This window comes from Pedobacter frigiditerrae, from assembly GCF_004331645.1.
Lineage (GTDB): Bacteria > Bacteroidota > Bacteroidia > Sphingobacteriales > Sphingobacteriaceae > Pedobacter > Pedobacter frigiditerrae.
The window spans coordinates 124444-147257 of the sequence record NZ_SJSK01000004.1 but is presented as its reverse complement, the minus strand read 5'-3'; the positions used below and the strand labels follow the sequence as shown (position 1 = coordinate 147257).

At 34.6% G+C, this 22814-nt stretch carries 20 protein-coding genes; 11 read left to right on the top strand and 9 right to left on the bottom strand.

Features of this window, described 5'->3' with window-relative positions:
- Positions 1 to 42 precede the first annotated feature (42 nt).
- Positions 43 to 405, bottom strand: coding sequence for a response regulator transcription factor (locus EZ428_RS15780; protein ID WP_131554153.1), 363 nt, complete (start codon positions 403 to 405; stop codon positions 43 to 45).
- Positions 406 to 604: 199 nt separating this feature from the next.
- Here EZ428_RS15780 and EZ428_RS15775 point away from each other — a divergent pair, with 199 nt between their 5' ends.
- Positions 605 to 1375 carry a 3-keto-disaccharide hydrolase gene (locus EZ428_RS15775; protein ID WP_131554152.1) on the top strand — a complete coding sequence of 257 codons (771 nt, stop codon included), beginning with the start codon at positions 605 to 607 and terminating at the stop codon, positions 1373 to 1375.
- 125 nt (positions 1376 to 1500) lie between these two features.
- On the opposite strand, the gene EZ428_RS15770 is transcribed toward EZ428_RS15775, so the two are convergent.
- The gene (locus EZ428_RS15770; protein WP_131554151.1) at positions 1501 to 2955 is read right to left on the bottom strand and encodes an SDR family oxidoreductase; all 1455 of its coding nucleotides are present in this window, start codon (positions 2953 to 2955) and stop codon (positions 1501 to 1503) included.
- Between the two features lie 206 nt (positions 2956 to 3161).
- Here EZ428_RS15770 and EZ428_RS15765 point away from each other — a divergent pair, with 206 nt between their 5' ends.
- Together EZ428_RS15765 and EZ428_RS15760 are read left to right on the top strand one after the other, a co-directional pair.
- The gene (locus EZ428_RS15765) at positions 3162 to 4868 is read left to right on the top strand and encodes an FAD/NAD(P)-binding protein (RefSeq protein WP_131554150.1); all 1707 of its coding nucleotides are present in this window, start codon (positions 3162 to 3164) and stop codon (positions 4866 to 4868) included.
- 142 nt (positions 4869 to 5010) lie between these two features.
- Positions 5011 to 5238 (top strand): hypothetical protein, encoded by a 228-nt coding sequence (locus tag EZ428_RS15760; RefSeq protein WP_131554149.1) that lies wholly within the window; start codon positions 5011 to 5013, stop codon positions 5236 to 5238.
- A 71-nt stretch (positions 5239 to 5309) separates the two neighbouring features.
- Here the strand turns inward: EZ428_RS15760 and EZ428_RS15755 are convergent, their stop codons facing one another.
- Positions 5310 to 5687 (bottom strand): VOC family protein, encoded by a 378-nt coding sequence (locus EZ428_RS15755; RefSeq protein WP_131554148.1) that lies wholly within the window; start codon positions 5685 to 5687, stop codon positions 5310 to 5312.
- Positions 5688 to 6005: 318 nt separating this feature from the next.
- Here EZ428_RS15755 and EZ428_RS15750 point away from each other — a divergent pair, with 318 nt between their 5' ends.
- The 5 genes from EZ428_RS15750 to EZ428_RS15730 all read left to right on the top strand — a co-directional run bounded on the left by EZ428_RS15750 (position 6006) and on the right by EZ428_RS15730 (position 10233).
- Positions 6006 to 6401, top strand: coding sequence for a DUF1573 domain-containing protein (locus tag EZ428_RS15750; protein WP_131554147.1), 396 nt, complete (start codon positions 6006 to 6008; stop codon positions 6399 to 6401).
- A 42-nt stretch (positions 6402 to 6443) separates the two neighbouring features.
- On the top strand, positions 6444 to 7550 hold the full coding sequence (locus tag EZ428_RS15745; RefSeq protein WP_131554146.1) for a hypothetical protein: 1107 nt from the start codon (positions 6444 to 6446) through the stop codon (positions 7548 to 7550).
- Positions 7534 to 8634: a hypothetical protein gene (locus tag EZ428_RS15740; RefSeq protein ID WP_131554145.1), complete on the top strand. Its 1101-nt coding sequence runs from the start codon at positions 7534 to 7536 to the stop codon at positions 8632 to 8634. The genes EZ428_RS15745 and EZ428_RS15740 overlap by 17 nt, the downstream gene beginning before the upstream one ends.
- A 65-nt stretch (positions 8635 to 8699) precedes the next feature.
- Entirely contained in the window at positions 8700 to 9563 is an 864-nt protein-coding gene (locus EZ428_RS15735; protein WP_205945729.1) for an OmpA/MotB family protein, read from the top strand.
- A gap of 202 nt (positions 9564 to 9765) precedes the next feature.
- Positions 9766 to 10233 (top strand): hypothetical protein, encoded by a 468-nt coding sequence (locus EZ428_RS15730; RefSeq protein ID WP_131554143.1) that lies wholly within the window; start codon positions 9766 to 9768, stop codon positions 10231 to 10233.
- Positions 10234 to 10546: 313 nt separating this feature from the next.
- On the opposite strand, the gene EZ428_RS15725 is transcribed toward EZ428_RS15730, so the two are convergent.
- From EZ428_RS15725 to EZ428_RS15700, 6 genes are all read right to left on the bottom strand, one after another.
- Complete coding sequence (locus EZ428_RS15725) at positions 10547 to 10834, bottom strand: hypothetical protein (protein WP_131554142.1); 288 nt, start codon at positions 10832 to 10834, stop codon at positions 10547 to 10549.
- 75 nt (positions 10835 to 10909) lie between these two features.
- Positions 10910 to 11302: a response regulator gene (locus EZ428_RS15720; RefSeq protein ID WP_131554141.1), complete on the bottom strand. Its 393-nt coding sequence runs from the start codon at positions 11300 to 11302 to the stop codon at positions 10910 to 10912.
- 31 nt (positions 11303 to 11333) lie between these two features.
- On the bottom strand, positions 11334 to 12419 hold the full coding sequence (locus EZ428_RS15715) for a hybrid sensor histidine kinase/response regulator (protein ID WP_131554140.1): 1086 nt from the start codon (positions 12417 to 12419) through the stop codon (positions 11334 to 11336).
- A gap of 3 nt (positions 12420 to 12422) precedes the next feature.
- Positions 12423 to 14546 (bottom strand): sensor histidine kinase, encoded by a 2124-nt coding sequence (locus EZ428_RS15710; protein WP_131554139.1) that lies wholly within the window; start codon positions 14544 to 14546, stop codon positions 12423 to 12425.
- Complete coding sequence (locus EZ428_RS15705; RefSeq protein WP_131554138.1) at positions 14543 to 15265, bottom strand: hypothetical protein; 723 nt, start codon at positions 15263 to 15265, stop codon at positions 14543 to 14545. The genes EZ428_RS15710 and EZ428_RS15705 overlap by 4 nt, the downstream gene beginning before the upstream one ends.
- Positions 15252 to 17576 (bottom strand): Rv1355c family protein, encoded by a 2325-nt coding sequence (locus EZ428_RS15700; RefSeq protein WP_131554137.1) that lies wholly within the window; start codon positions 17574 to 17576, stop codon positions 15252 to 15254. The genes EZ428_RS15705 and EZ428_RS15700 overlap by 14 nt, the downstream gene beginning before the upstream one ends.
- 119 nt (positions 17577 to 17695) lie before the next feature.
- Here EZ428_RS15700 and EZ428_RS15695 point away from each other — a divergent pair, with 119 nt between their 5' ends.
- From EZ428_RS15695 to EZ428_RS15685, 3 genes are all read left to right on the top strand, one after another.
- Positions 17696 to 18151, top strand: coding sequence for a response regulator (locus EZ428_RS15695; protein ID WP_131554136.1), 456 nt, complete (start codon positions 17696 to 17698; stop codon positions 18149 to 18151).
- Between the two features lie 137 nt (positions 18152 to 18288).
- Positions 18289 to 21762, top strand: a complete 3474-nt coding sequence (locus EZ428_RS15690) for a PKD domain-containing protein (protein ID WP_131554135.1) — start codon at positions 18289 to 18291, stop codon at positions 21760 to 21762.
- A gap of 2 nt (positions 21763 to 21764) precedes the next feature.
- A complete protein-coding gene (locus tag EZ428_RS15685) occupies positions 21765 to 22775 on the top strand; it encodes a PorP/SprF family type IX secretion system membrane protein (protein ID WP_131554134.1) in 1011 nt (336 codons plus the stop codon).
- Positions 22776 to 22814 lie beyond the last annotated feature (39 nt).

Here is a 22814-nt window from a genome sequence, read left to right as displayed (position 1 = left end):
ATAAATCTAGACAAAGATTTCTTAAAATTGTTTTATTTCAAATTAATTATGAACATATCTTTCTATCCGATTGGTAAAATCGTTTAAATCAAAGGGTTTATTGATATATTCGTCTGCAGGGCATTTTGATTTAACCTTGCTCAGGTAATTATTGCCAGACATCATCATTATTGGAACGTCGTGGGTTTTGGCATTGCTTTTTAATTGATTGCAAATCTCCAATCCATTTCCATCAGGCAACATCACATCTAGTATTACCATATCTGGTATAAAATTGTTTATTTGTTTCCAAAATGTACTTGCGTTGGCATAAGCAAATACCTCATAATCTTCTTCGGTTAATAAATATTCTATAATATCTCTTATACCAGGGTTGTCTTCCAAAACATATATGCACTTCTTCATAAGTCAATGTTTTAATGTATATACACTTAACCTCAATGAATGTCAGATGTTTATAGGAGTTTTCAACTTTGTTGATTTATCCACATTTAGAGACCTAAGTTTTATAATTTTTTCAATCGATTAAAATAATCCAACAAGAAAAACGATATTTAGGAATTCAAAAAACTAAATATAGAACCAGCTTTAAAATACGAGAACAATGAAACGTTATTTCTTTATCACTACTTTATTAACTGCCTCATTTTTTGCAACGCAAGCACAAGCACAAGCGAAACACGAAGACACAGAATTTTATACGCCAGTACCTGTTGTAGTTACACCAGGGGCTACAAATACTGCAGCGCCATCTGATGCCATTATATTATTTGATGGTAAAAACTTAGATCAATGGGTTAGTGTGAATGATAAAGGTGCTGCTAAATGGATTGTGAAGGATGGTGTGGTAACTGTCGACAAAAAAACCGGTAATATTGAAACCAAAAAAGCATTTAATAATTACCAGCTGCATTTAGAATGGTTGATACCAAGTAATATCACGGGCACGGGTCAAAATCGTGGTAATAGCGGTTTATTTATGGCTTCTATTGGCGCTGGTGATGCGGGGTATGAATTACAGATCATGGATTCGTACAATAACAAAACTTATACAAACGGACAGGCTGCAAGTGTTTATAAACAAACTACGCCATTGGTAAACGCCAATAAAAAACCAGGGGAATGGCAAACTTATGATGTGATTTGGACTGCTCCAGTATTTAATCAAGATGGAACTTTAAAAAGCCCTGCAAAAGTTACCGTTTTATTTAACGGTGTTTTGGTGCAGAATAATTTCGAGTTAACTGGTCCAACACAATATATTGGTAAACCAAGTTACTCAAAAGCACACGATGCTAGTCCGATTAAGCTACAATCGCATGGTGACCCGAGTGAGCCAATCAGCTTTAGAAATATTTGGGTTAGGGAGTTGTAGGTGGTTTAAAATTTGTCATTCCGACTTCGGAGGAATCTATGAGTGAAATTCATTAAATAGATTCTTCGCTGCGCTCTGAATGACAAAACCTAACTATTAGTAGGTTTCTCCATCTGTAGAAATTATCAATGAATAATTTCTACAGGCTTGTATTGTGTAATCTGTTTTGCCATTCCTTTAAATAACACCAAATGGAAAGGAAACATGGCATACCAATACATTCTGCCCCACAAGCCATTTGGTCTAAAGGTTGCTATTTGAGATAAATAAGATTTGCCATGAAATTGGATGATTTTTAATTCTAACCAAGCTTCGCCAGGTACTTTCATTTCTGCATAAAGTAATAACCTTTTGTTGGTTTGGTCTGCTAATAATACACGCCAAAAATCTAATACATCGCCTGCTTGTAAAGTAGTACTACTTGTACGCCCACGTCTTGTGCCTACGCCTCCAAATAACTTATCTAAAAAGCCTCGTAAACTCCATAGCCAGTCTAGGTAATACCATCCTCTATTGCCACCGATGCCCCAAATGTTCTCAAAAACTTCTTCAGCTTTGCGTTCAAAAGGCATTTTAACTTTATATTCTAAAGTTCCATTCTGAGGTACTTTAATTTGGTCCATGAATGATGTTTCTAAATAACCTCTATTTAGGGCATCTTTCCAACTGCTCACAATAGAATTCTGCTCTATCTTTTCAAAGGCTAATTGGAGTGCTTCTTTGTAGGTTAAACATTTTCTGGGCACTACTTTTTTGATATGGTCATTTTGGCAAATCACTTCGTTCTTCATACTGTCAACCAAACTTCTCGCCAAAGAATAAGGAACTGCTGTTACCAAATTAAGCCATAAGGATGATAATTTAGGCGTTAGGATTGGCACGGTAATAATCCATCGCTTTAAGTCTCTAGACTCAGCATATTGAAGCAGCATTTGCTTGTAGGTTAAAATGTCTGGTCCGCCGATATCGAAAATTTGGTTGTAGGCTTTTTCATTTGCCATCACTTCACTTAAATAGGCTAGCACATCCCTAATAGCAATGGGTTGGCATTTTGTTCTTACCCATTTTGGTGCAACCATCACAGGTAATTTTTCCGCTAAATCCCTTATGATTTCAAAAGAGGCAGAACCAGAACCAATAATAATAGCTGCTCGCAAAATAGTATAAGCTAGGCCAGATTGTTTCAGTTCATCCTCAACGGCCAAACGGGAACTTAAATGTTTTGATAGTTGTTCATCATTAACAATGCCTGTTAAATAAATAATTTGTTTGCAATTGGTGTGCTGAATAGCTTTAACAAAGTTTTGTGCAGACTTTAATTCTAAATCCGCAAAATCACCACTTCCAGACATGGAATGAACAAGGTAGTAAGCGATTTCTATATCCTGCGGTATGTTCTTTAATGTTTCTGGTTCTAGCAAATCACCATTAATGATTTTTACTTGATTGCCAAATTCAGTTTCAGCTACATATCTTCTTTTATCCCTAACCATACAAACTACCTCGACACCTTGTTCTAAAAGGATAGGTAATAACCTAGTTCCTATGTAACCATTTGCACCTGTTAAGAGTATTTTCATAAATTGAACTGTAAACTTATATACGAAACACTGAGACGTTTAAGATGTTTCGATATAAAACTACTTAGTATAAAGGTATGGGTAAGTTGAAACTATATATGCTATGTTTCTTGTGGTAAACCTTTTCTATATTTATTGAAACCATTTAACTTTTTTTTGGTTTAGAGAGAAAATTAGCATAACGATACCTGAATTAATTTCATTAAATGGATAAAACAAAGAAGAGCATTGCCATACTTGGCGGCGGACCGAGCGCACTTTTTATGTATAAAAGGTTTGTAGAAGCCAAACGAGATGATATTGAAATTTCCATTTTTGAAAGAAAACAAACTTTAGGGGCAGGTATGCCTTATAGTGCAGAAGGTGCTAACTACGAACATATTACCAATGTTTCTGATAATGAAATCCCTACCATTGTTTGCCACATTGCAGACTGGGTAAAAACATTGCCTGCAGATTACTTAGCTAAATTTAACATTGACCCCAATCACTTTAATGAATACAGGGTATTGCCAAGGTTATTTTTCGGGAAATATCTTGCTGCTCAGTTTGAGCTCTTGAAACAAAAAGCTGATGAAGTTGAACTACAAACCAACATTTACTTAGGTGCAAACGTAACTGATATTGTTGATTTACCAAAAGAGGATAAGGTAAAGGTAAAATTGGCTGATGATAACAGCTATACTTTTGACCACGTAATTGTTTGCACTGGGCATAATTGGCCTAAAAAGCATGAAGATAAGATTGATGGTTATTTCGATTCTCCTTATCCACCATCAAAATTATCACTTCAAATTAATCACCCCGTAGCCATTAAAGGGTCTTCATTAACAGCTATTGATGCCATTAGAACTTTAAGCAGAAAAAACGGAAGGTTCGAATTGGATAAAAACGATGAACTTACTTACGTTCTAAATAAACAAAGCGAGGGTTTTAAATTGGTCATGCATTCTAGAAATGGGATGTTACCTGCTGTTAGGTTTCATTTAGAAGATCCCAGGCTTTCTGGTAAATCGCTATTAGGTAAAGAAGAAATACAAGTCCATAGGCAAGAGAATGATGGTTTTATTTCGTTAGATTATATTTTCGACAAGGATTTTAAGGAAATCATTAAAACGAAGGCTCCTGAGTTTTACAGCCAAATTGCTGAAATGAGGATGGAAGGTTTTGTAGATTTTTTAATGGATTTGAGAGAACGACTAGATCCCTTTCAATTGTTAAAGGCAGAATATTTAGAAGCAGAAAAATCTATTAAGCGTAAACAATCGGTTTATTGGAAAGAGTTGTTGGCCATGTTAAGTTTTGCAATGAATTATCCGGCAAAATATTTAACAGCGGAGGATATGTTACGTTTGCAAAAGACGTTGATGCCGTTAATTTCTATAGTGATTGCTTTTGTACCTCAAAGTTCTTGTGTAGAATTGTTGGCTTTGCACAAGGCCGGCGTATTAGACTTGATTTCAGTTGGAGCTGATAGCGAAATAGAAGTAAAAAAAGATGGAGGTATTGTTTATCATTACCAAGCTGAAAATGGAAAGCCTGAAGCTGTTTATTACAAAACTTTTATCGACTGTGTTGGTCAACCTCATTTAAACTATAATCAGTTTCCATTTAAAAGTTTGGTAGATGATAGAACGATTAGCCCCGCTAAATTAAAGTTTAAGTCTAAAGAAGAAGGTGAAGTAGCTAGAGTTGATGATGAAGAAGCTATAGAATTAACCGAAACTGGCAACTATTACTTAAAAGTGCCAGGGATTGCCATTAATGATAATTTTAATGTGGTTGATGAATATGGAGCTTTTAATGATAGGATTTTTATGATGGCTGTACCCTATATTGGTGGTTTTAATCCAGATTATTCTGGGCTTGATTTTTCTGAAGAAGCCTCTGCTAGAATTATTAAAAGTATCTAATTAACAAATACTTACACATCTAAAGAATATCGATAATATTTAACTTTAATAAACGTATAGTATTATAGGTTAAGTAAATAAAGCGGGGGCAAGGCGGATGAATTGCTCCCGCTTTTTTGTTATCTTTCGTGATCGTATTCAAATGTCACGCTCCAAAAGAAAAACTCCCTTTTTCGGCTTTACAACAGCTACCTCAGAAAAGTTGATGAAAAGAAAATGGAACAAGCGTTTTAGGCGAGTTGCCAAGGCATTAATGCTAGTTGATAAAGAAATCCCTGTTAAAAAACAAGCGGTTAGTGATATTTGGGAAGGCGGAAAAGACGGAAAATTTTATTGGAAAGCGCATACTAAAAAAGACATGCGTAAATAAAAATACTTGCCGTATAGATCCTTCGCTTCGCTCTGGATGACAAACAACCTTTGTTTTAACATAATTTTACCTCAATATCTAAATATAGTTTCAATCAAAATATTTTGTGGCGTATGCAAGAAGATGCGTTTGATTTTTAGTTCAGGAACATCCATTAATTTGAAAGGGACTTCCATCGCTATTAGTTTTTGTTTAAAGGCCTCGTGATCTTCCATAATTAATGCAAAATGGTCAATTGCTTCAGTTGAGTTGTTTGCAATTTCTTCCGTATCTGAAGGACTTTTGATAATGTGTACTAAAGGCGAATCCTTCCAGTACAACCAATAGCCATCTACCAAAGCAGCAATGGTTTCGGGCCGTTTGCCCTCAACTAAGTCAAATACTGAAACCATAAAATCTCTAGTTTCCTTTAAGTGATTGGTACGGATTGTAGCGTGGTCTATGTGCATAAGGTGATTTGTTTTTCAAATTTAGGGATTTTACCACATAGACGACATAGGTGTTTTTTAGTTTCCAGCCTGCTCAAACTGTTTTTTACCACATAGGCATATGGAGCACATAGGTTTGTTTGTTGTAGATAGTTAAAAAGATCTTTAAGCGTGTTTACACAATTTTACCACATAACACTTCAATATCCTTCTATGCCTCCTATGTATTTATGCGGTTATTTTATTATATGGTGGTCTAACATACTTTTTACAAAAGTTTTATAATCAAAGTACTAGCTAATTTACTTTTTATGTATATTCGATTAAGATTTATAAATTATGAAAAAATTAATTCTCCTTTTTGCGGTAGTACTAGGTTTTACTGCGATGACAGCTATGCATGTTGATACTGAGCCTCAGTTTAAATTTGAAAAAGAAACTTACGATTTTGGTAAGGTAAAACAAGGTACTCCAGTTACTGCAACTTTAAAATTTACAAACGTTGGCGATAAACCATTAATTCTTAGTGCAGTTGAGCCTACTTGTGGTTGTACTGTTGCTGAGTTTACAAAAACTCCAATTAAAAAAGGAGCAACTGGTTCTATAACCTTAACTTATAACGCAGCTGCTATTGGTCAGTTTACAAAAGAAACAACCATCAGATCTAATGCTACAGAAGCAGTTAAAAAAGTATACATCAAAGGTGAAGTAGTTGCTACTGTAACTTCAAAATAAAAAGCATCGGCTGATGCCTAATTGATTATAAAAATAATAATTATGAAAAAGTCTTATCTATTTCTAGCAGCCATAGTGGCTGGCGTTTTATTGTTTGCAGGTACTCGCAAAGCAGCTAATCCTTATGGTTTAACTGTTGGTACCCCAGAAATTAAATCAATTACGGCATTAAGTTTTGGTCCTAATGGCGTGTTGTTTATTGGTGATTCTCAAAGTGCGGCAGTTTTTGCCGTAGATACTAAAGACACTAAAAAGGTAAATACCGCTAAAGCATTTGAACTAAAAAACATTGATGTAAAAATTGCTGAGGCCTTAGGAACAGCAAAAGAAAATATAAATATTACTGATATTGCAGTAAACCCAATTTCTAAGAAATTGTACATTGCGGTTAAAAGTGCAGATGGAACACCTCTTTTGCTAATGCTTAATGCAGATAATGAGATTAAATCAGTTTCATTAAAAGATGTGAGTTTTTCTTCAATTGCGTTAAATAACGTTGCAGCGGCAGATGCAAAAGACCAAAGGGGTAGGCCATTAAGGGTTTCATCCATCTCAGACCTTGGTTACTATAATGGTAAGCTGATGGTGAGTGGTTTAAGCAATAAAGAATTCAGTTCATCATTTAGAAGCATAGGCTTTCCTTTTACTGGAAAACAAGAAGACGAATCATCTTTAGAAATGTATCATGGTGCCCATGGTAGGTACGAGACAACTTCTCCAATCCGTACTTTCTCGGTTACCAAAATAGCTGGTAAGGATTATGTGGTGGCAAGTTATACTTGTACACCATTAGTGCTTTTTGCCATGGACGATTTAAAGCCAGGGGCAAGTGCTAAAGGAAGAACAATTGCTGAAATGGGTAATCAGAATACACCAGCAGATATGATTTGGTTAAAAACTGACAGTAAAGACTTTTTGGTAATGGCTAATGACCGTAGACCTGCTGCAAAAGTAAGCTATGATGAGATTCAAAAATTTGAAGGTTCATTAACTTCAAAAGTAGCTACAACCGCTGGTGTAAATTTCACTGCCTTACCTTATGAAAAAGTAATGCAATTAGATAAATTGGATGATACTAGGGCAGTATTGATACAGAAAAAAGCCAATGGAGATTTAGACCTTTGGACTTCGGATGGTAAAAACATTTAAGTTTAAAAATTTAAAGAATACCAGGTTATGTTTCAAATATGGCCTGGTATTTTTGTTATTGGCCTTTTTTGCAGCTTGTAAAAAAAGCGAAAATAAACTAAGCATTGTTTATGCAAAACAATTCCCAGTAGGTATTCAAATCCCAAAAGGATTGATAAAGGGAGCGATTGATGACTTGAAAGTTATTGATCAAAATGCTGTTGCTAAAGTTTCAATTCTAGGTGTTTTTAAGGATCAAGATAGTATAGTCCTTTTTAAGCCACTTATTCCTTTAACCTTCGGTTTTCAATATCAAATTTATGATGGCGAAAAACTCATTGGTTCTATTCAGGTTCCTACTCCAAAAAACAATGCGCCAAAGATTGTAAAAATCTACCCTGATGTAGATACCATTCCAGAAAATCTATTGAAGATATATATAGCGTTTTCTAAGCCAATGCGAACTGGCGAATCTTTAAATTATATCACTTTGCTAGATAAAAAAGGAGATACCATGCGCAATGTGTTTCTAAATCTACAACCTGAACTTTGGGATACCACTGGTAAGGTATTAACAGTTTGGTTAGATCCTGGCCGTATAAAGAGGGATTTAATTTTAAATCAGAAATTGGGTAATCCCTTAAAAACTGCTCAAGCTTATCAATTGGTTATTTCACCAAGTTGGAAAGACCATCAAGGTTTGGCATTGGCAAAAGAATATAAAAGGAAGTTTATTGCAGGTAAGAGAGATGATCAAATTCCGGATGTAAAAAAATGGCTGATTAGTAGACCAATTCCTAATATAAGATCTAGCCTTAACATTACCACCGGAGAATATTTAGATCATTACCTGTTATTAGAATCTATTGAAGTATTGGATGACAAAGGTAAAACCGTAAGGGGAGAAGTTAAGGTTAATGCTGGTGAGTCTTGGATGTTTACACCAAAACAAAATTGGCGAAAAGGTATTTATCAACTTAAAATAGATAACCGATTAGAGGATTTGGCTGCTAATAACTTAAACCGTGTTTTTGATAGGGATGTGCGGAAAGATAAGCAGCAAAACAAAACATTTACTTATTTAAGCTTTAAGGTTGAGCATTAAATAAAAAACTTTAACTCCTATTGGTTGTTATAACATAGTCTTTTAGAAACTAAAAATTAAAGATTATGAAATTATCAATATTAATACCCTCAGTTTGTTTAGTTGGTGTAATGGCTACAGGCTGTGTGAGTAACAAAAAATTCGCAGAACTGCAGTCTACAAACACTAAACTGCAACAGAGTAATGAACAACTCAATCAGCGTTTACAAGCTAGCGAAAGTGATGCGTCTGGTGGAAAAATCAGGATCAAAAGTTTAGAAGAACAAATTGCAGCAGAAAAAGCTAATGCTGTGGCTTTACAAGCAGCTTTAAACAAATGTTTAAACTCAAGTAGCCAAGGAAACGTTAACATTTCTAAATTGGTAGATGAGATTAACAGTTCTAACAAATACATTCAGCAATTAGTAAACGCTAAAAACAAAAGCGATTCGTTAAATGTGGTTTTAACAAATAATTTAACACGTTCTTTAAGTCAACAAGAAATGAGCGATGTTGATGTACAGGTATTAAAAGGAGTGGTTTACATTTCTTTATCTGACAATATGTTGTACAAATCTGGTAGTTATGAAATATCTGATAAAGCAGGAGCTACATTAAGTAAAATTGCCAAAATTATTTCAGACTATAGCAATTACGATGTGTTGATTGAAGGTAATACGGATAATGTGCCTATCGCTAAACCTAACATTAGAAATAACTGGGATTTAAGTGCTTTAAGAGCCTCGTCAGTGGTTCAAGCTTTGCAGACCACCTATAAGGTAGACCCTAAACGTTTAACGGCAGGAGGACGAGGAGAATACAATCCTTTGGTTGCTAATGATAATGAAGCTGGTAAATCTAAAAATAGACGTACACAAATTATCATTACGCCTAAGTTAGATCAGTTCATGGAGTTAATTGGTAAAGCACCGGCTGAAACTAAACCATAGTCATTTAACGGTTTAAATATTTAAGGGGTTCTTTTCTAAAGAATGCCTCTAATGAAAAAGCCTCGACATTTGTCGGGGCTTTTGTTTTTTAGGCTTTTATTAAATGAATTATTGTATTTTGGTTTCTGTTAGGGCACAGTCTACCCTAGAATTAACGTCAGCTTTAAGACTTGCGTGAGAGTAGATTAAATTATAGATAACTATGATTAAGAAAATGATATTGATGGTATTTTATGTAATGATTTTGTCTTGTAAAACAGATTCTGCCAAATATGAGAGCTATTTCACAGAACATAGGGCAGGTTTTGACAATATGGTATCCTATATTCAACGAGAAATAATTGTACAAAATTATAAAAGACACAAGGCTATTTTAGTTTTTGTAGCTAAACGCACAAAAAGTCCTCGAGGTAATTTTTTATATGATGATGACTTGGCGAAATTAATGATTCAAAATGAGGTCAAAGAAGTTAGTTGTGAGTACAATGAATTAGGGAGTTGTGGATTATTTTCACAAATGATTTTTCAGATGAGGAATGAAAACTCCTCAGGACGAAAAGCAACGTATTTTATTTATAATAAATGTGATGAAAATGATAGCTATGAGCGAAAGTATCTTTACCAGAAAAAACTGAGAACAAATTGGGTGTTGTTTATTGATGAAACTTGAAAAGTAGCCTTTGTAGAGTGTTTTTTAATAAGTAATAAATGTACTAATGAACCCCTGTTCCCTAAACCGGACATTAGTGAAAATCCTTTTTGTTTCGGGTTATTTATATTTTGGTGCTATTATAATACAGATTTCTCGTCGCTGCGCTCTGTCGAAATGACGGAAAATGAAATATCGAAGAATTCCCAAGGCTGTACTCGCCAAGAATTACAGCCCATCGTTTTCCAATAAATCTAATTGGAATTTCAAAGCAATCATATTAACAGATTGTCTCAGGCGATGAAAAATCGGTCTTCGCAAAGATGTTAGATAATTAAAAAGTTGGTTGATCAGGGCCGTTTTCATTCGTGTTTTCCCAGTTGTCTGCCTTTTCGTGTTCTTTTTGAGCATATTCTGCTGCCTCATTATGCACGTTGGCAACTTTATCAAATTCAACAGTTTCTTTGAAATCCTTATTGCCGTCTTTATTGACACTATGAGGCATCATGTCTAAATTTTCTGCTGCTGGTTGGGCTTCGCTTTGTTTTTTAGCGATGTCATTTTCGTGAGCGGCTTTGTCGTGGTTTTTTCCTAAGCCTGCAATATTTTCTAAATTGTCCATTTTGGTTAATTTTAGGTTCAGCATAATAACAAAACGCTTAATTAAAAGTTTTTACCAAAAAAGAGAAAATAGGAATTAAACCAGTTTGGTTAACTCTGGCAGGGAAAGTGGTTTTTTTAATAATTTAACCACATAAGGATTGGCTTCTGCCCGCTGAATATCTCCAAAATCTAGAGTAGATGACAGCATGGCAATGGTACACCTGTCGGTAAAAGTCTTACTTAGGTTTTTGTATTGTTCTAAAAAATCAAAACCATCCATATCTGGCATTTGAATGTCTAAAAGAATAAAGCTTGGCAGTTTGTCTGACTCATTTGAATATTTATTAAGGTAATCTAATGCCTCTTCTGCAGATTGGCAGATAATGGTTTCATCAAAAAGCTTAAACAAACTAATTAGCTTTGCATTAATTTTTAAATCGATTTCGTTGTCATCGATCAGCATTACCTTATTTGTCTTGTTTAACATTAATTATTAATTCTATTATAGATGATAACTGTTATTTAATATTTGGAATAGTTATCTTAAATGTTGTTCCTTTATCAAGGTCGGAGCTTACTGAAATTCGACCATCAATTTTATTTAAAGCTTCTTTAACAATAAATAAACCTAATCCACTACCATGGTGTACTTTACTCTTAAAAAACTGAGTAAATATTTTTTCGAGGTGTTCGTTTAAAATACCCATTCCGTTGTCACTAATGCTAATGTGAGCTAAGTCTGGCTTTACATTTACTTCAATATTTACTTTTTTGTTTAACTCAGTTACTTTTTGGTATTTGATGGCATTTGAAATTAAATTACCAAGAATCACTTCTATCCTAAATACATCACCTAAAAAAGGAATTTCTTGATCTACATGGATGGTAAACTGAGTGTCTTTGTCTGCATAAGAATAAACTTCTACTAGCTCTGAAATCATTTTTGTAAAATCTACCTCGCTAGCATCAGTATTGTTTTTATTGTTTTTGTAATATTGAAGTGTTTTTTGGATATAATAATCTAGTTTATTTGAGCAAGTTTCTATTAAGCCCCAATATTCACCACTAGAATCATACAGTCCTTCCATTTTAACCAAATTAACAATGCCAATAACAGAAACTAAAGGCGCTCTTAATTCATGGGATATACTATATATAAATCTATTTAATTCGTTGTTTGTTTTTTCTAACTCTGCTACCTTGTTACGTAAATCTACTTTGGCTCTATAGGCATCGTAAGCATTTTTTATAGAGTTATGTAGTTCTAAGTCGTTCCAGGGTTTTTGTATGTACCTATAAATATCACCGTGATTAATTGCATCGGCCAAGGCATCTATATCTGTATAGCCAGTTAAAAGGATTCTGATAGGATCAGGGTAAGTTTCTGCAATGCTTTTAAAGAATTCGACACCAGTTGTTTTGGGCATCTTTTGATCGGCAATGATCACATGTAAATCCACATTTTGCAATATCTTTAAGCCTTCTGCTGCAGAATTAGCTGTATAGATCTCATACTGACGCCTGAAGCTAGCCTTAAATGCTTGCAGGTTATTTTCTTCATCATCGATGTATAAAATTCTTACACTTTGGTTTCTTGCTGGCATCGCTTATTCTGGATTTACATTCAAGGTAATAATAAATTCTGTTCCAACACCAAGTTTAGATATAACATCTATATGACCTTTGTGTTTCTCTATGATACTGAACACAATAGAAAGACCAAGGCCCGTACCTTCTCCAATATCTTTAGTGGTAAAAAATGGTTCAAAAATTCGATGTTTTGTTTCTTCGCTCATTCCAATACCAGTGTCTTTAATGCTAATTTTTACCTGCTGTTCTTCATACCAACTTTTAATGGTTAAAAATTCTTCATCACCGGGTACCTTTTTACTTTTTATAGCCTGAATTGCATTTGAAACCAAGTTCATGAATACTTGATTTATTTTACCTGGCTGACACTCTACTTTAGGCAAGTTGCCCAATTCATTAATAACGGTTAAATTATCAGGCATATTGTTTCTAACCAAAACCAAGGTAGACTGCAAACCCTCGTTTAAATCGACAGGTTTCATATCGCTTTCATCAAGCCGACTAAAGTTTCTTAAACTTCTAATAATCTCAGCAGTTCGCTTAGCGCCTTCACTAATTCCAGAGAGTAATGAAACGATTTCAGTATTAACAAAGCCAAGGTCTATTTGTTTCTTAAAAGCTTCTATCTCTTCTACTTGAGCCTTTACGTCACCATCAAAATCAATTTCTTCGTATTTAGTGATAATATCTTTTAAATCATTGATGTCTAATTCTAAGGGTTTAATGTTAGAGGTTACAAAATTAATAGGGTTGTTAATTTCATGAGCAATTCCGGCTGTTAATTGACCAAGAGCAGCCATTTTCTCTGCATCTACTAATTGAGATTGTGTTTCCTTTAAATTTGTTAAGGTGATATTAAGTGTAGAGTTTGCGCTTTGCAATTCTTCAGTTCTTTCATGTACTTTTTTCTCAAGTACAATGTTTTGTTCCCTGATTAACTTTTGGTTTTCTAATGAAGCATTTAAGGCTTGTGCTTGTGCTACTTCATTTTCCTTCTTGAAGAAGTTAATTTTATCGGCCAATGCAAATGAAAGCAACATCACTTCTAATGCAGAAGTAATTTGTAGCAGATAAATAGTGAAGTTGTTGTATGGAATGATACTGTAATCTTTTAAGATGAAAAAGATAGCACCCAGTAACAATACAGACCAAGCTACCAAATAATACCCAGCAGGTTTAAAATGTTTTTTAAAGTAAACAACATACGAAGTTGAAAGCGCGATTATTGCTCCCACCAGGGTGATGAATTGCATGATAATAAATGCAATGTCTGCTCCGAAGATGAATAATACAAAAACATTTAAAAAAGAAGCATAACAAATTATGGTAAATAGCTTATGGGATATTTTTGAAAAGACTTTGGTGTTTAAAAAGGAAATGGTAAATAAGCTTGCAAAAAATAAGGCCGAGTTTGAGAAGATAATTATGGCGTTATGATCTAAAAAACTACCCTGTTCCCAGAAATATTTAGAAGAATAACCTTGTAATGTTACCTGTGTTAACCAGGTAGAAAGGATATAGAAAATGTAGTATAGATAACTTCTATCTCTTACTATGATGAAAAGAAATAGGTTATATACAAACATGATACCCATGATACCAGTGTAAAACCCAAATACAATTCCTCTAAGTGTAAAAGTGTCTAATAAGGAATTTTCTTTAATGATGCTTAATGGAACTACAAATACCTCTTTAGAATTTAGCTTTAAATACAGCGTACTTTCTTTGCTTAAATTTTTAGGCAATAAATATATCTTTCCCTGTGTAAACTTCTTTTGCGTAGAGGAGAATGGGTTATATTCAGGTATTTCTGTTATTGAGGTATTGTAAAAGAATAATTGAGATGATGATAATCTAGGTTGGTCTATTTGCAGTGCAAGTTTTGAATGATACTTTTCTGCCGTGGGTACCATTTTTATCCAATACGTAAATCTATCTAAACCGAAGTTTAAAATATCTGAATTTGCTGCGGTAAAATCTTTACCAACTATGTCTTTTATAGTTGCTTTATTGCTGGTGTCTTTATAAAAGTATGCCTTAAAACCTTCAGTACTTAATGAGGTTTTTTCTTGTGCATGCGCCCAATTGGGGTGAATGAATGAAATAATAATGAAAATGAAGAGCGTTAATGATTTTTTCATTCTTTGCTTAGGTTCAAATCAAAATGCAAGTTAACTACTTCTCCTGTTTTAGCCGGTAGTTGTTGGGTTAAGGTGTTATTTTTCCTCAATTCCATAATAGCTGTTCTAATATCATCGTGTGTTTCTGGTAGATTTTGCACATCATCAATTAAGATAGCTGTGGCAGTTAGATCTTCTTTTGGATAATAAAATTTACCATTGACACCAATTTCCGTAATTACCCTAAAACCACCTCTAATAGAATTACGATAAGTGGCAGGTGCGCACAAACTAAATAAAGTATCTAAGTTAAGTATGCCTGCTAAAGCAACACTTGCTATACTTAAATGTACACTACCAATACCTAATCCCGCAATTTCCCAAGAGTTCCAAAGACCGCAAAATTCACCTGTGCCAGCATCGGTTCTGTCTTCAACCATTTTATAGATCCTGTCGTCCATATTGCCAACAGCATCTTCTAAGGGTAAAGAATTTTTTCTATTGGCCTGATGTATTCTTCCTCCAGCCAATGCCTTGCCATCTTTTTCGGCACTTACCAAAATAACGTAAACATCTGGGTTTAGTACCCAGTCTATTTTAGCAGATGTGATTTGAGTGATGCCGAATACTTCTAATACATGGGTATGGCCTTCTATAAATTTCATACAGGAGGCACGATCGTCAACTGCTCTAAAAGCCCTGAAGTAAAGGTTATCTATATGTGGCTTAAGCTCTTCCAATTGAGAATGTTTTAAAGATTGATTTTCGGATGGTTCTTTCTGGTGACGGAGCGGCTTTAAAAATTCTGAACATAAAGATAGGTTGTTCAGTTGAAAGACTAAACAACCGATTGAAATTTTGTTCGGCCAAAGTTAATTGTGCCTTGTTTTCCAAAGGAATAGCTAAACTATCTTCAACACTGTTTTTATAGAAAAATATTAAAGGAACATTAATAGGGTGAATTTGAAGTTCTAATGCTGTAGCGCCTAACCATAATTTCTCCGCAGCCCTTCCACCTTCAATAAATGAATTGATTTCGCCTTTTGGCATTGTAATTAAGCCAATAGCTGATGAAGCCATGAACTGCATCATGGTTAGTCTCTTAAAGCCACTACCGCCATTCATTTGCTGCAAAAAGCTAATCATCTTTTTATCTTTTAATAAGCGAATGCCTATTAAATCATTATTGCTCAAATCTAAGGTGTGTATACCTATTCCGTCTTCTTTAGCTTGTACTTCGTTTAAATCCCAGCGCATCTCTTTGGTAATGAAGTCTTCATGAGCTTCTGGAATAAACATCCTTAGTAAATCTGTTTGAGTAGAAATAGCGCCAATGTTTTTAATCATTTCCGGATCAGTGATCCATTGGAGTTGGGCATTAGGAATTTGTTCTACAAGACTTGAAAGTTGGTTTAAGTCAATTTGATCAATTTCTTGCTTAGGTGTAATTTTACGATTGGTATGTCTTAAATCAATTTGTTTAGCTAAAGTTATTTCTTGCTCAGTAGGCTGATAACTTGAGGTAAAACTAAACCAGGCTAAATGATTTGGTGCAAATTGAGGAGTTAAATTCCAGTTAACAGCTAAATTTAGATGAGCTGCTTTTAATAAAAGATTTTCAATGGCAGAGCCTATTGAAATGTAAGATGAAATATATTGAGGGTCTAAATAAGCTTGCGCATCACTTTGCTCTAAAAACAAATGCAATAAGCCATTTTGATAATGCCAACGCCAAGGTTGATTGTTGCCGCCTGATGGGGCTTTTCCAGCAGCAGTTATCAAGTCGTTTAAAATGTCTTCTGATAGCTGCTGCTTATTTTCGTCAAAAGCCAAGCGATTGGTTTTAATAAAGTCTTCTATATTTTCTAGAGAAAGCGGCGTTAGATTTGTAGTTGTTTTTGGATCAGTAGTTTTTTCTGGATCAGCAATTAATTCATCTAAATCAAGGAAAAAACGACCAGAAATATTCAGGTTGCCTAATAGGATTTTTCTAGATAAATCTGCAGTGATACCACCTCCATAAGTTACCGCACTTGCCAGTTGAGGCCAAGTAGAAATGGTAGCCATTATTTCTACAGCTGAGGCTTTCATTCTAGGGGATAGGGTTTCAACTCCCGTTACCGCAGTAATGTATGGTATTCTCTCATCTAATGTAGTAAGCGATTTATACTTGCTCATGTCCAAATGTTCAACCATGCCGTGTAAAACGGGTCTTTCGGGTTCTAAATCAAACCTTTCAATATCGATAGTGCCTCTATCACTTCCTTCCATTAGAACAGGTATACCAAATATTTTTGCTTTGTTACGGGCATTAATTTTTATGTCGAAACTATCGCATTCATCTATTAGTAAATCGATTTTGCCATTTTCCGTTAAAAAACGATCAAGGTTTTCGTCAGTTATGCCTTCATCAAAACAAACCACATTTAAGTAAGGGTCTATTTCTGCAATTTCCCTTGCAACAATTACAGTTTTCAGAATTTTAAGGTTATAAACCCCTGTTCTAATTCTATTAATGTTGCTCAGGTCTAGCTCATCAAAATCCGCGATGCGTAACTCTCCAAACCCACGTTCCATTGCTAGTGTTAAGGAAACCGATTGGCCAACGGATAAACCCATTACTCCAATTTTCTTTTGAGATAAGAGCGCCTGTTCTTGAGCTGTAATTTTATGTTTATTTCTGTTGGTACGAACAATGGCAAATTCTTGCTCATCTAAAAGGTGAACTAATTTTTCTGCCCAAGGATAGTAGACCCAAACCCCAAAATCATCAGTGGATTTTTCTCCAAAATGATTCTTTACAGCCTTTTCTAACTCACTAGGTGGTAAAAAAACAATAGTTGGGTATAAACATTTAATTAATTCTTCAACTTGGGTATAGATATGATCGTAAACTTGTAAATTATTTTTAGTTGAAATCAGTTGTTCGAATGCACTTTTTTGGGCTGTGTCTAACAGGTTGAAAAATACAGGTTTATATACTGTTTTTTGTCTGGAAGTTTCTGAAATAAGCTGCGATAAAGTAGGGTTTAAGCCAGTTTCATGATGCATTTTTGTATTTAAATGGGGAGATATAATAAATAAAAATACTTTTAATTGTTAAAACAACTAAATTAGTCTTTTAAGAGTTATAATAAAAAAGTATTTTTATCTTTTTATTGGCAGCACAAATGAGTACAAACATTTTATATGTAGATGACGAACCCCATAACCTAAGTGCTTTTGCGGCAACTTATCGTAGGTTATATAAAATTTTTACAGCAGAGTCTGCAGAGGAGGGGAGAAAGATACTTGATAAGGAAGACATTCATATCATTATCACCGATCAGCGGATGCCAAGGACAACTGGGGTTGAGTTTTTAGCTTCTATTTTAGAAAAACATCCAGAACCAATAAGAATGATCTTAACAGGATATACAGACATTGATGCAGTTATAGATGCCATTAATAAGGGGCAAGTTTATAGGTATATCCAAAAGCCTTGGATGGAAGAAGATTTAAGGATCAATATAGAAAAAGCCAAGGAAATTTATACCCTTAGAAAAGAGAATAAAGAACTAACAGAAAAACTTTTGATTGCCAATAGCCAATTAGAGTTTATAGCCAGGCAAAATCTTTTATCATAGCACTTTACGCAATTTAGTTCGTTTTTATCTAGGCAATTAGGTAATTCGTCGATTCTTCCTAAACAAAAGCATTACTTTAATATAATAATAATTATTATTGTAAAACGGGGGTTAATTTTTTGTCCGTCGCTCGTCAAATGAAGAAACTATTACCATCTATAATTGTACTACTTTTTGCTGGTTTTTTTCAGATAGCAAAGGCTCAGAATATTTCTAATGAGGGGTCAGATTTTTGGCTTCCCTTTCCAACACATGATCCAAGTGGTAATAGTTTGGCTAACATGAATGTTTTTGTAACGAGTAAAGCTAATTCTGAAGTTACTGTAAGTTGCGGTGCTTATACCGAAACTAAGCCGATTTTAGCAAATACCATTGTTACTTTTAGTGTTCCGAGGGCAAATTCATACATCAATGCTTCAGAAGGTAATGCGGTATTGACTAACAAAGGAATACATGTTGTTACGACGGCAGGAAAACCAAATGTTGCTGTATATGCGCATATTTATGCAGGGGCTCGATCTGCAGCCTCATTAATTTTACCGAGAGAATCACTAGGTCAAAAGTATTATTCTATGAATTATACCCAAGATGGTGGTGGTGGAAATTTTTTGGTATTAGTTGCAACGGAAGATAAGACAGATTTAGTTATACATGAGGTTAATGGTACTACAAGGAATGTTTCATTGCCTAAAGCTGGTGATGTTTATGAATATTTACCTGGTGGGGGTGCTGATCTAACGGGTACTTTTGTGGAGGTAAACCCACTTACCTCTCAATGTAAGCGATTTGCTGCTTTTTCTGGAAGTACCTCGCTCACCATAGCTTGTACAGGCTCTAGAGACCCATTATTTCAACAACTTTATACAACTAATAGCTGGGGGAAAAATTATGGCGCAATACCTTTTATAGGTAGAAGGTATATCTTAAGGGTTTTAGCTCAAGAAGATAATACCAATATTAATGTAAATGGATTAGTCCAGAAAATAAACAAAGGACAATTTTATGAAACTCAACAATTAACTGAGGCTGTTTTAGTATCTGCAGATAAATTAATTAGTGTAGCCCAATATTCACTAACACAAGCATGTTCTAGTATTGCAGGCAATATGATAATTGGAGACCCTGAAATGGTTTTATTGAACCCTACTGAATTTAACATTAAGAATATTACGGTGTTTTCTTCAAGTAACCAAGCTATTCAAACTAAATATGTAAACATATTTATGAAAACAGCAAAGACATCTACCTTTAAGTTAAATGGCAATCTTCCTGATAATGGGATTTGGCAACCAGTGCCGGGTGATGCAAATTACTCCTATATCCAAATTCAAGTGTTTGAAGAGAGTTTAACATTAACAGCTGATGATGGTTTTAATGCTATTGCTTATGGTTTTGGTAATGCAGAATCTTATGCTTATTCTGCTGGAACAAGCCTTGCTTCTACGCAATTTTTGTTGTTGCTTAATAAAACTACAGGAGAAGAAAATGCATCTGCCTGTATTGGTCAGCCAGCAGATTTTAAGCTAACCTTGCCTTATCAATTGCTAAAACTGGTTTGGAAATTTAGCGACGGCACACCAGATTATATTGATAATGCGCCAATTGGTGTCCAGTCTACAGTTAATGGTCAAACTTTATATACTTATACAGCCCCAGTTAATAAGGCATTTGCTGTTGTAGGAAGAACACAAATTTCTGCTACTGCAACCATACCACCTAATGGTGGTACTTGTTTTCCAACAAGTGAGATTGAATTGATTTTTAATTTCGATGTAGATCCCTTGCCAAAAGCGGTATTTACCAAAGTTACTTCAGGTTGTGCAGACAAAGAAATAGCTTTTAAAGATGTAAGTTCCTCACAGGTTACAGGTAAAATAATCACTAAGTGGCTTTGGGATTTCGGAGATGGCAAAACATCAACCGAACAAAACCCTAAACATACTTATGCGGCAAGTGGGAATTTTACAGTTACACTTTCTGTTGGAGCAGAAAATGGTTGTTTATCTGACGTCGCTACGGAAGATATATTAATTAATCCAAAAGTAACTTCCTTATTTGTAGTTAACCAGAATTCTTGTATAGATACAGATATTTCTTTTATTAATCAATCAACAATTGCTGCACCCGGAACTATTGTAAAGTGGACTTGGGATATGGGCGATGGTAAAGCTCCAATTCAAGGAGATGGAACTCCATTTAATTATAAATATGCAGCTCCAGGAAAATATACGGTGACCTTAGTAGCAGAAAGTGATAAAGGCTGTATTAGTAAACCATTTTCGCTAGATGTTAATATCACAACCTTACCGATTGCCGATTTTATTATTCCTGATGTTTGTTTAGCAGATGCACAAGCTGTTTTTGTTAATTCATCAACAGATTATGATGGCACGATCCCAACAGGGCTTACTTATTTATGGAATTTTGGAGATGTCGCTTCTGGAGCACTTAATACTTCAACGGAAAGAGATGGCAAGCATAAATATAATGCTCCTGGAAACTATACAGTAACTTTAATTATAACCAACGTTAATGGTTGTGCAAAAACTTTATCTCTACCTTTTACTGTAAATGGTTCTTTCCCAAAAGCAGATTTTGAGACTTTAAATGCCAATAATTTATGTAGTAATCAGTTGTTTACATTGAAAAATATATCCACTGTAGATTTTGGCAATATAACTAAGGTACAATGGTATATAGACGGAGTAAAGTATGGTGATGATGATTTAGATCCCACAGTAGGCAAGCTATATGATTTTATTTATCCTCAGTTTACCGCACCATTAACCAAAACCTTAAAAGTTAGAATGGTTGTTTATTCAGGAGGTACTTGTTCAAATGAAATTATACATGATGTTATTTTACTGGCTTCACCTGTGGTAAAATTTGATGCACTTGAAGCGGTTTGCTTAAATGGTGGTGTAGTTCAATTTACAGGTGCAGAAACCGGAGGTTTATTGGGTTCTTATGAGTATACCGGCAAAGGAGTAAGTACAACAGGCTTATTTAATCCGATAATTGCAGGTATTGGAGTTCATGATATTACCTATACTTTTACTGCTAGTAATGGTTGTACCAATGCTCAAACACAAACCATAGAAGTTTATCCAGTACCAACTGTAGATGCTGGTGCAGATTTCTATTTATTGGCAGGTGGCCAAAAACAAATCTCAGCTACGGCAAGAGGAAATGGATTAAGCTATAAATGGACACCATCTATAGGATTAAGTGCTGATGATGTTTTAAGTCCAATAGCAAATCCAGAGCAGGATACCAAATACACACTGACAGTTACATCAAGTCAGGGTTGTTACATGACAGATGATGTATATGTATATGTTTTGCAGAGTGTTAATGCGCCTAACAGTTTTACGCCTAATGGAGATGGGGTAAATGATGTTTGGAATGTAAAATATTTAGATACTTACCCAAATGCTAATGTAGAAATATACAATAGAAATGGCGAAAGAGTGTATTTTAGTAAAGGATATGCTGTACCTTTCGATGGAAATTATAATAATAAGCCTTTACCTATCGGAACTTATTACTATATTATCAATCCAAATAGCGGTAGAAAAAGCATTACTGGAAACCTAACAATTATAAGATAGTTTTGAAGAAGATTTTTTACATTTTTGCTTTATCATTGATAAGTATTTCTGTCTTCGGTCAGCAAAAGCCTCAGTATACTCAATATATCTTTAATAATTTTCTATTAAACCCAGCATTGAGTGGGATTGAAAACTATACAGATTTTAAAGCTGGATATAGGAAACAATGGTCTGGAATTGATAACGCTCCTCAAACTACATTTGCTTCTGCTCATTGGAGCTTAAGTCCAGATTATTTATGGAAAAATCCATTATCAATGCCAGAGAAGGGCGAAGACCCTAGAGCAGATGATTATAGTCAAAACTATACAGCTTCACCCTCTCATCATGGAATGGGGGCAACGGTTGTATTAGATAAAACAGGTCCTATTTCACGGTTAGATGCAAATTTAACTTATGCCTATCACCTTCAACTAACCGGGACATTAAATTTATCTGTTGGTGCTGCAGCTGGTGTAACGAGAATTGGATTAGATATTAATCAGTTGACATTAGAAAATCCAAATGATCCCGCATTAAATAATGCAATAGTTAGTCAGGTTAAGCCAGATCTAAGTTTAGGGGTTTGGTTGTATGGCGCTCGTTTTTTTGCTGGTGCATCGGTTCAACAAATTTTACCTCAGAAACTGGCTTTTACAAGCGATCCAAATTATAAAACAGGTAAAGAAGTGCCCCATGCTTTTTTTACAACTGGTTATAAATTATATATCGATGAAAGTATTACAGCCATTCCTTCAATTATGGTGAAATACGTAAGTCCAACTCCACTATCTGTTGATGTTAACTTAAAACTCGGATTTAAAGATAGGTTTTGGTTAGGGGGAAGTTACAGACATAATGATTCTTATTCTGCAATGGCCGGATTGAATGTGAGTAAACTGGTAAATTTAACTTACTCCTATGACTTCACAACGTCACAGTTAAACAAAGTGAGTTATGGTAGCCACGAAATTGTTTTAGGATTACAGCTTAACAACGTTTATCAAGTATTAAGCTCTATGAGGATGTGGTAAGTTGGTAAAGTTTGACTAACTAAGGTATTAAAAAATTGG

Excerpts from the sequence above, each read along its gene's own strand:
- EZ428_RS15780 (WP_131554153.1), bottom strand. The coding sequence starts at position 405 with ATGAAGAAGTGCATATATGTTTTGGAAGACAACCCTGGTATAAGAGAT.
- EZ428_RS15775 (WP_131554152.1), top strand. The coding sequence starts at position 605 with ATGAAACGTTATTTCTTTATCACTACTTTATTAACTGCCTCATTTTTT.
- EZ428_RS15770 (WP_131554151.1), bottom strand. The coding sequence starts at position 2,955 with ATGAAAATACTCTTAACAGGTGCAAATGGTTACATAGGAACTAGGTTA.
- EZ428_RS15765 (WP_131554150.1), top strand. The coding sequence starts at position 3,162 with ATGGATAAAACAAAGAAGAGCATTGCCATACTTGGCGGCGGACCGAGC.
- EZ428_RS15760 (WP_131554149.1), top strand. The coding sequence starts at position 5,011 with ATGTCACGCTCCAAAAGAAAAACTCCCTTTTTCGGCTTTACAACAGCT.
- EZ428_RS15755 (WP_131554148.1), bottom strand. The coding sequence starts at position 5,687 with ATGCACATAGACCACGCTACAATCCGTACCAATCACTTAAAGGAAACT.
- EZ428_RS15750 (WP_131554147.1), top strand. The coding sequence starts at position 6,006 with ATGAAAAAATTAATTCTCCTTTTTGCGGTAGTACTAGGTTTTACTGCG.
- EZ428_RS15745 (WP_131554146.1), top strand. The coding sequence starts at position 6,444 with ATGAAAAAGTCTTATCTATTTCTAGCAGCCATAGTGGCTGGCGTTTTA.
- EZ428_RS15740 (WP_131554145.1), top strand. The coding sequence starts at position 7,534 with ATGGTAAAAACATTTAAGTTTAAAAATTTAAAGAATACCAGGTTATGT.
- EZ428_RS15735 (WP_205945729.1), top strand. The coding sequence starts at position 8,700 with ATGAAATTATCAATATTAATACCCTCAGTTTGTTTAGTTGGTGTAATG.
- EZ428_RS15730 (WP_131554143.1), top strand. The coding sequence starts at position 9,766 with ATGATTAAGAAAATGATATTGATGGTATTTTATGTAATGATTTTGTCT.
- EZ428_RS15725 (WP_131554142.1), bottom strand. The coding sequence starts at position 10,834 with ATGGACAATTTAGAAAATATTGCAGGCTTAGGAAAAAACCACGACAAA.
- EZ428_RS15720 (WP_131554141.1), bottom strand. The coding sequence starts at position 11,302 with ATGTTAAACAAGACAAATAAGGTAATGCTGATCGATGACAACGAAATC.
- EZ428_RS15715 (WP_131554140.1), bottom strand. The coding sequence starts at position 12,419 with ATGCCAGCAAGAAACCAAAGTGTAAGAATTTTATACATCGATGATGAA.
- EZ428_RS15710 (WP_131554139.1), bottom strand. The coding sequence starts at position 14,546 with ATGAAAAAATCATTAACGCTCTTCATTTTCATTATTATTTCATTCATT.
- EZ428_RS15700 (WP_131554137.1), bottom strand. The coding sequence starts at position 17,576 with ATGCATCATGAAACTGGCTTAAACCCTACTTTATCGCAGCTTATTTCA.
- EZ428_RS15695 (WP_131554136.1), top strand. The coding sequence starts at position 17,696 with ATGAGTACAAACATTTTATATGTAGATGACGAACCCCATAACCTAAGT.
- EZ428_RS15690 (WP_131554135.1), top strand. The coding sequence starts at position 18,289 with ATGAAGAAACTATTACCATCTATAATTGTACTACTTTTTGCTGGTTTT.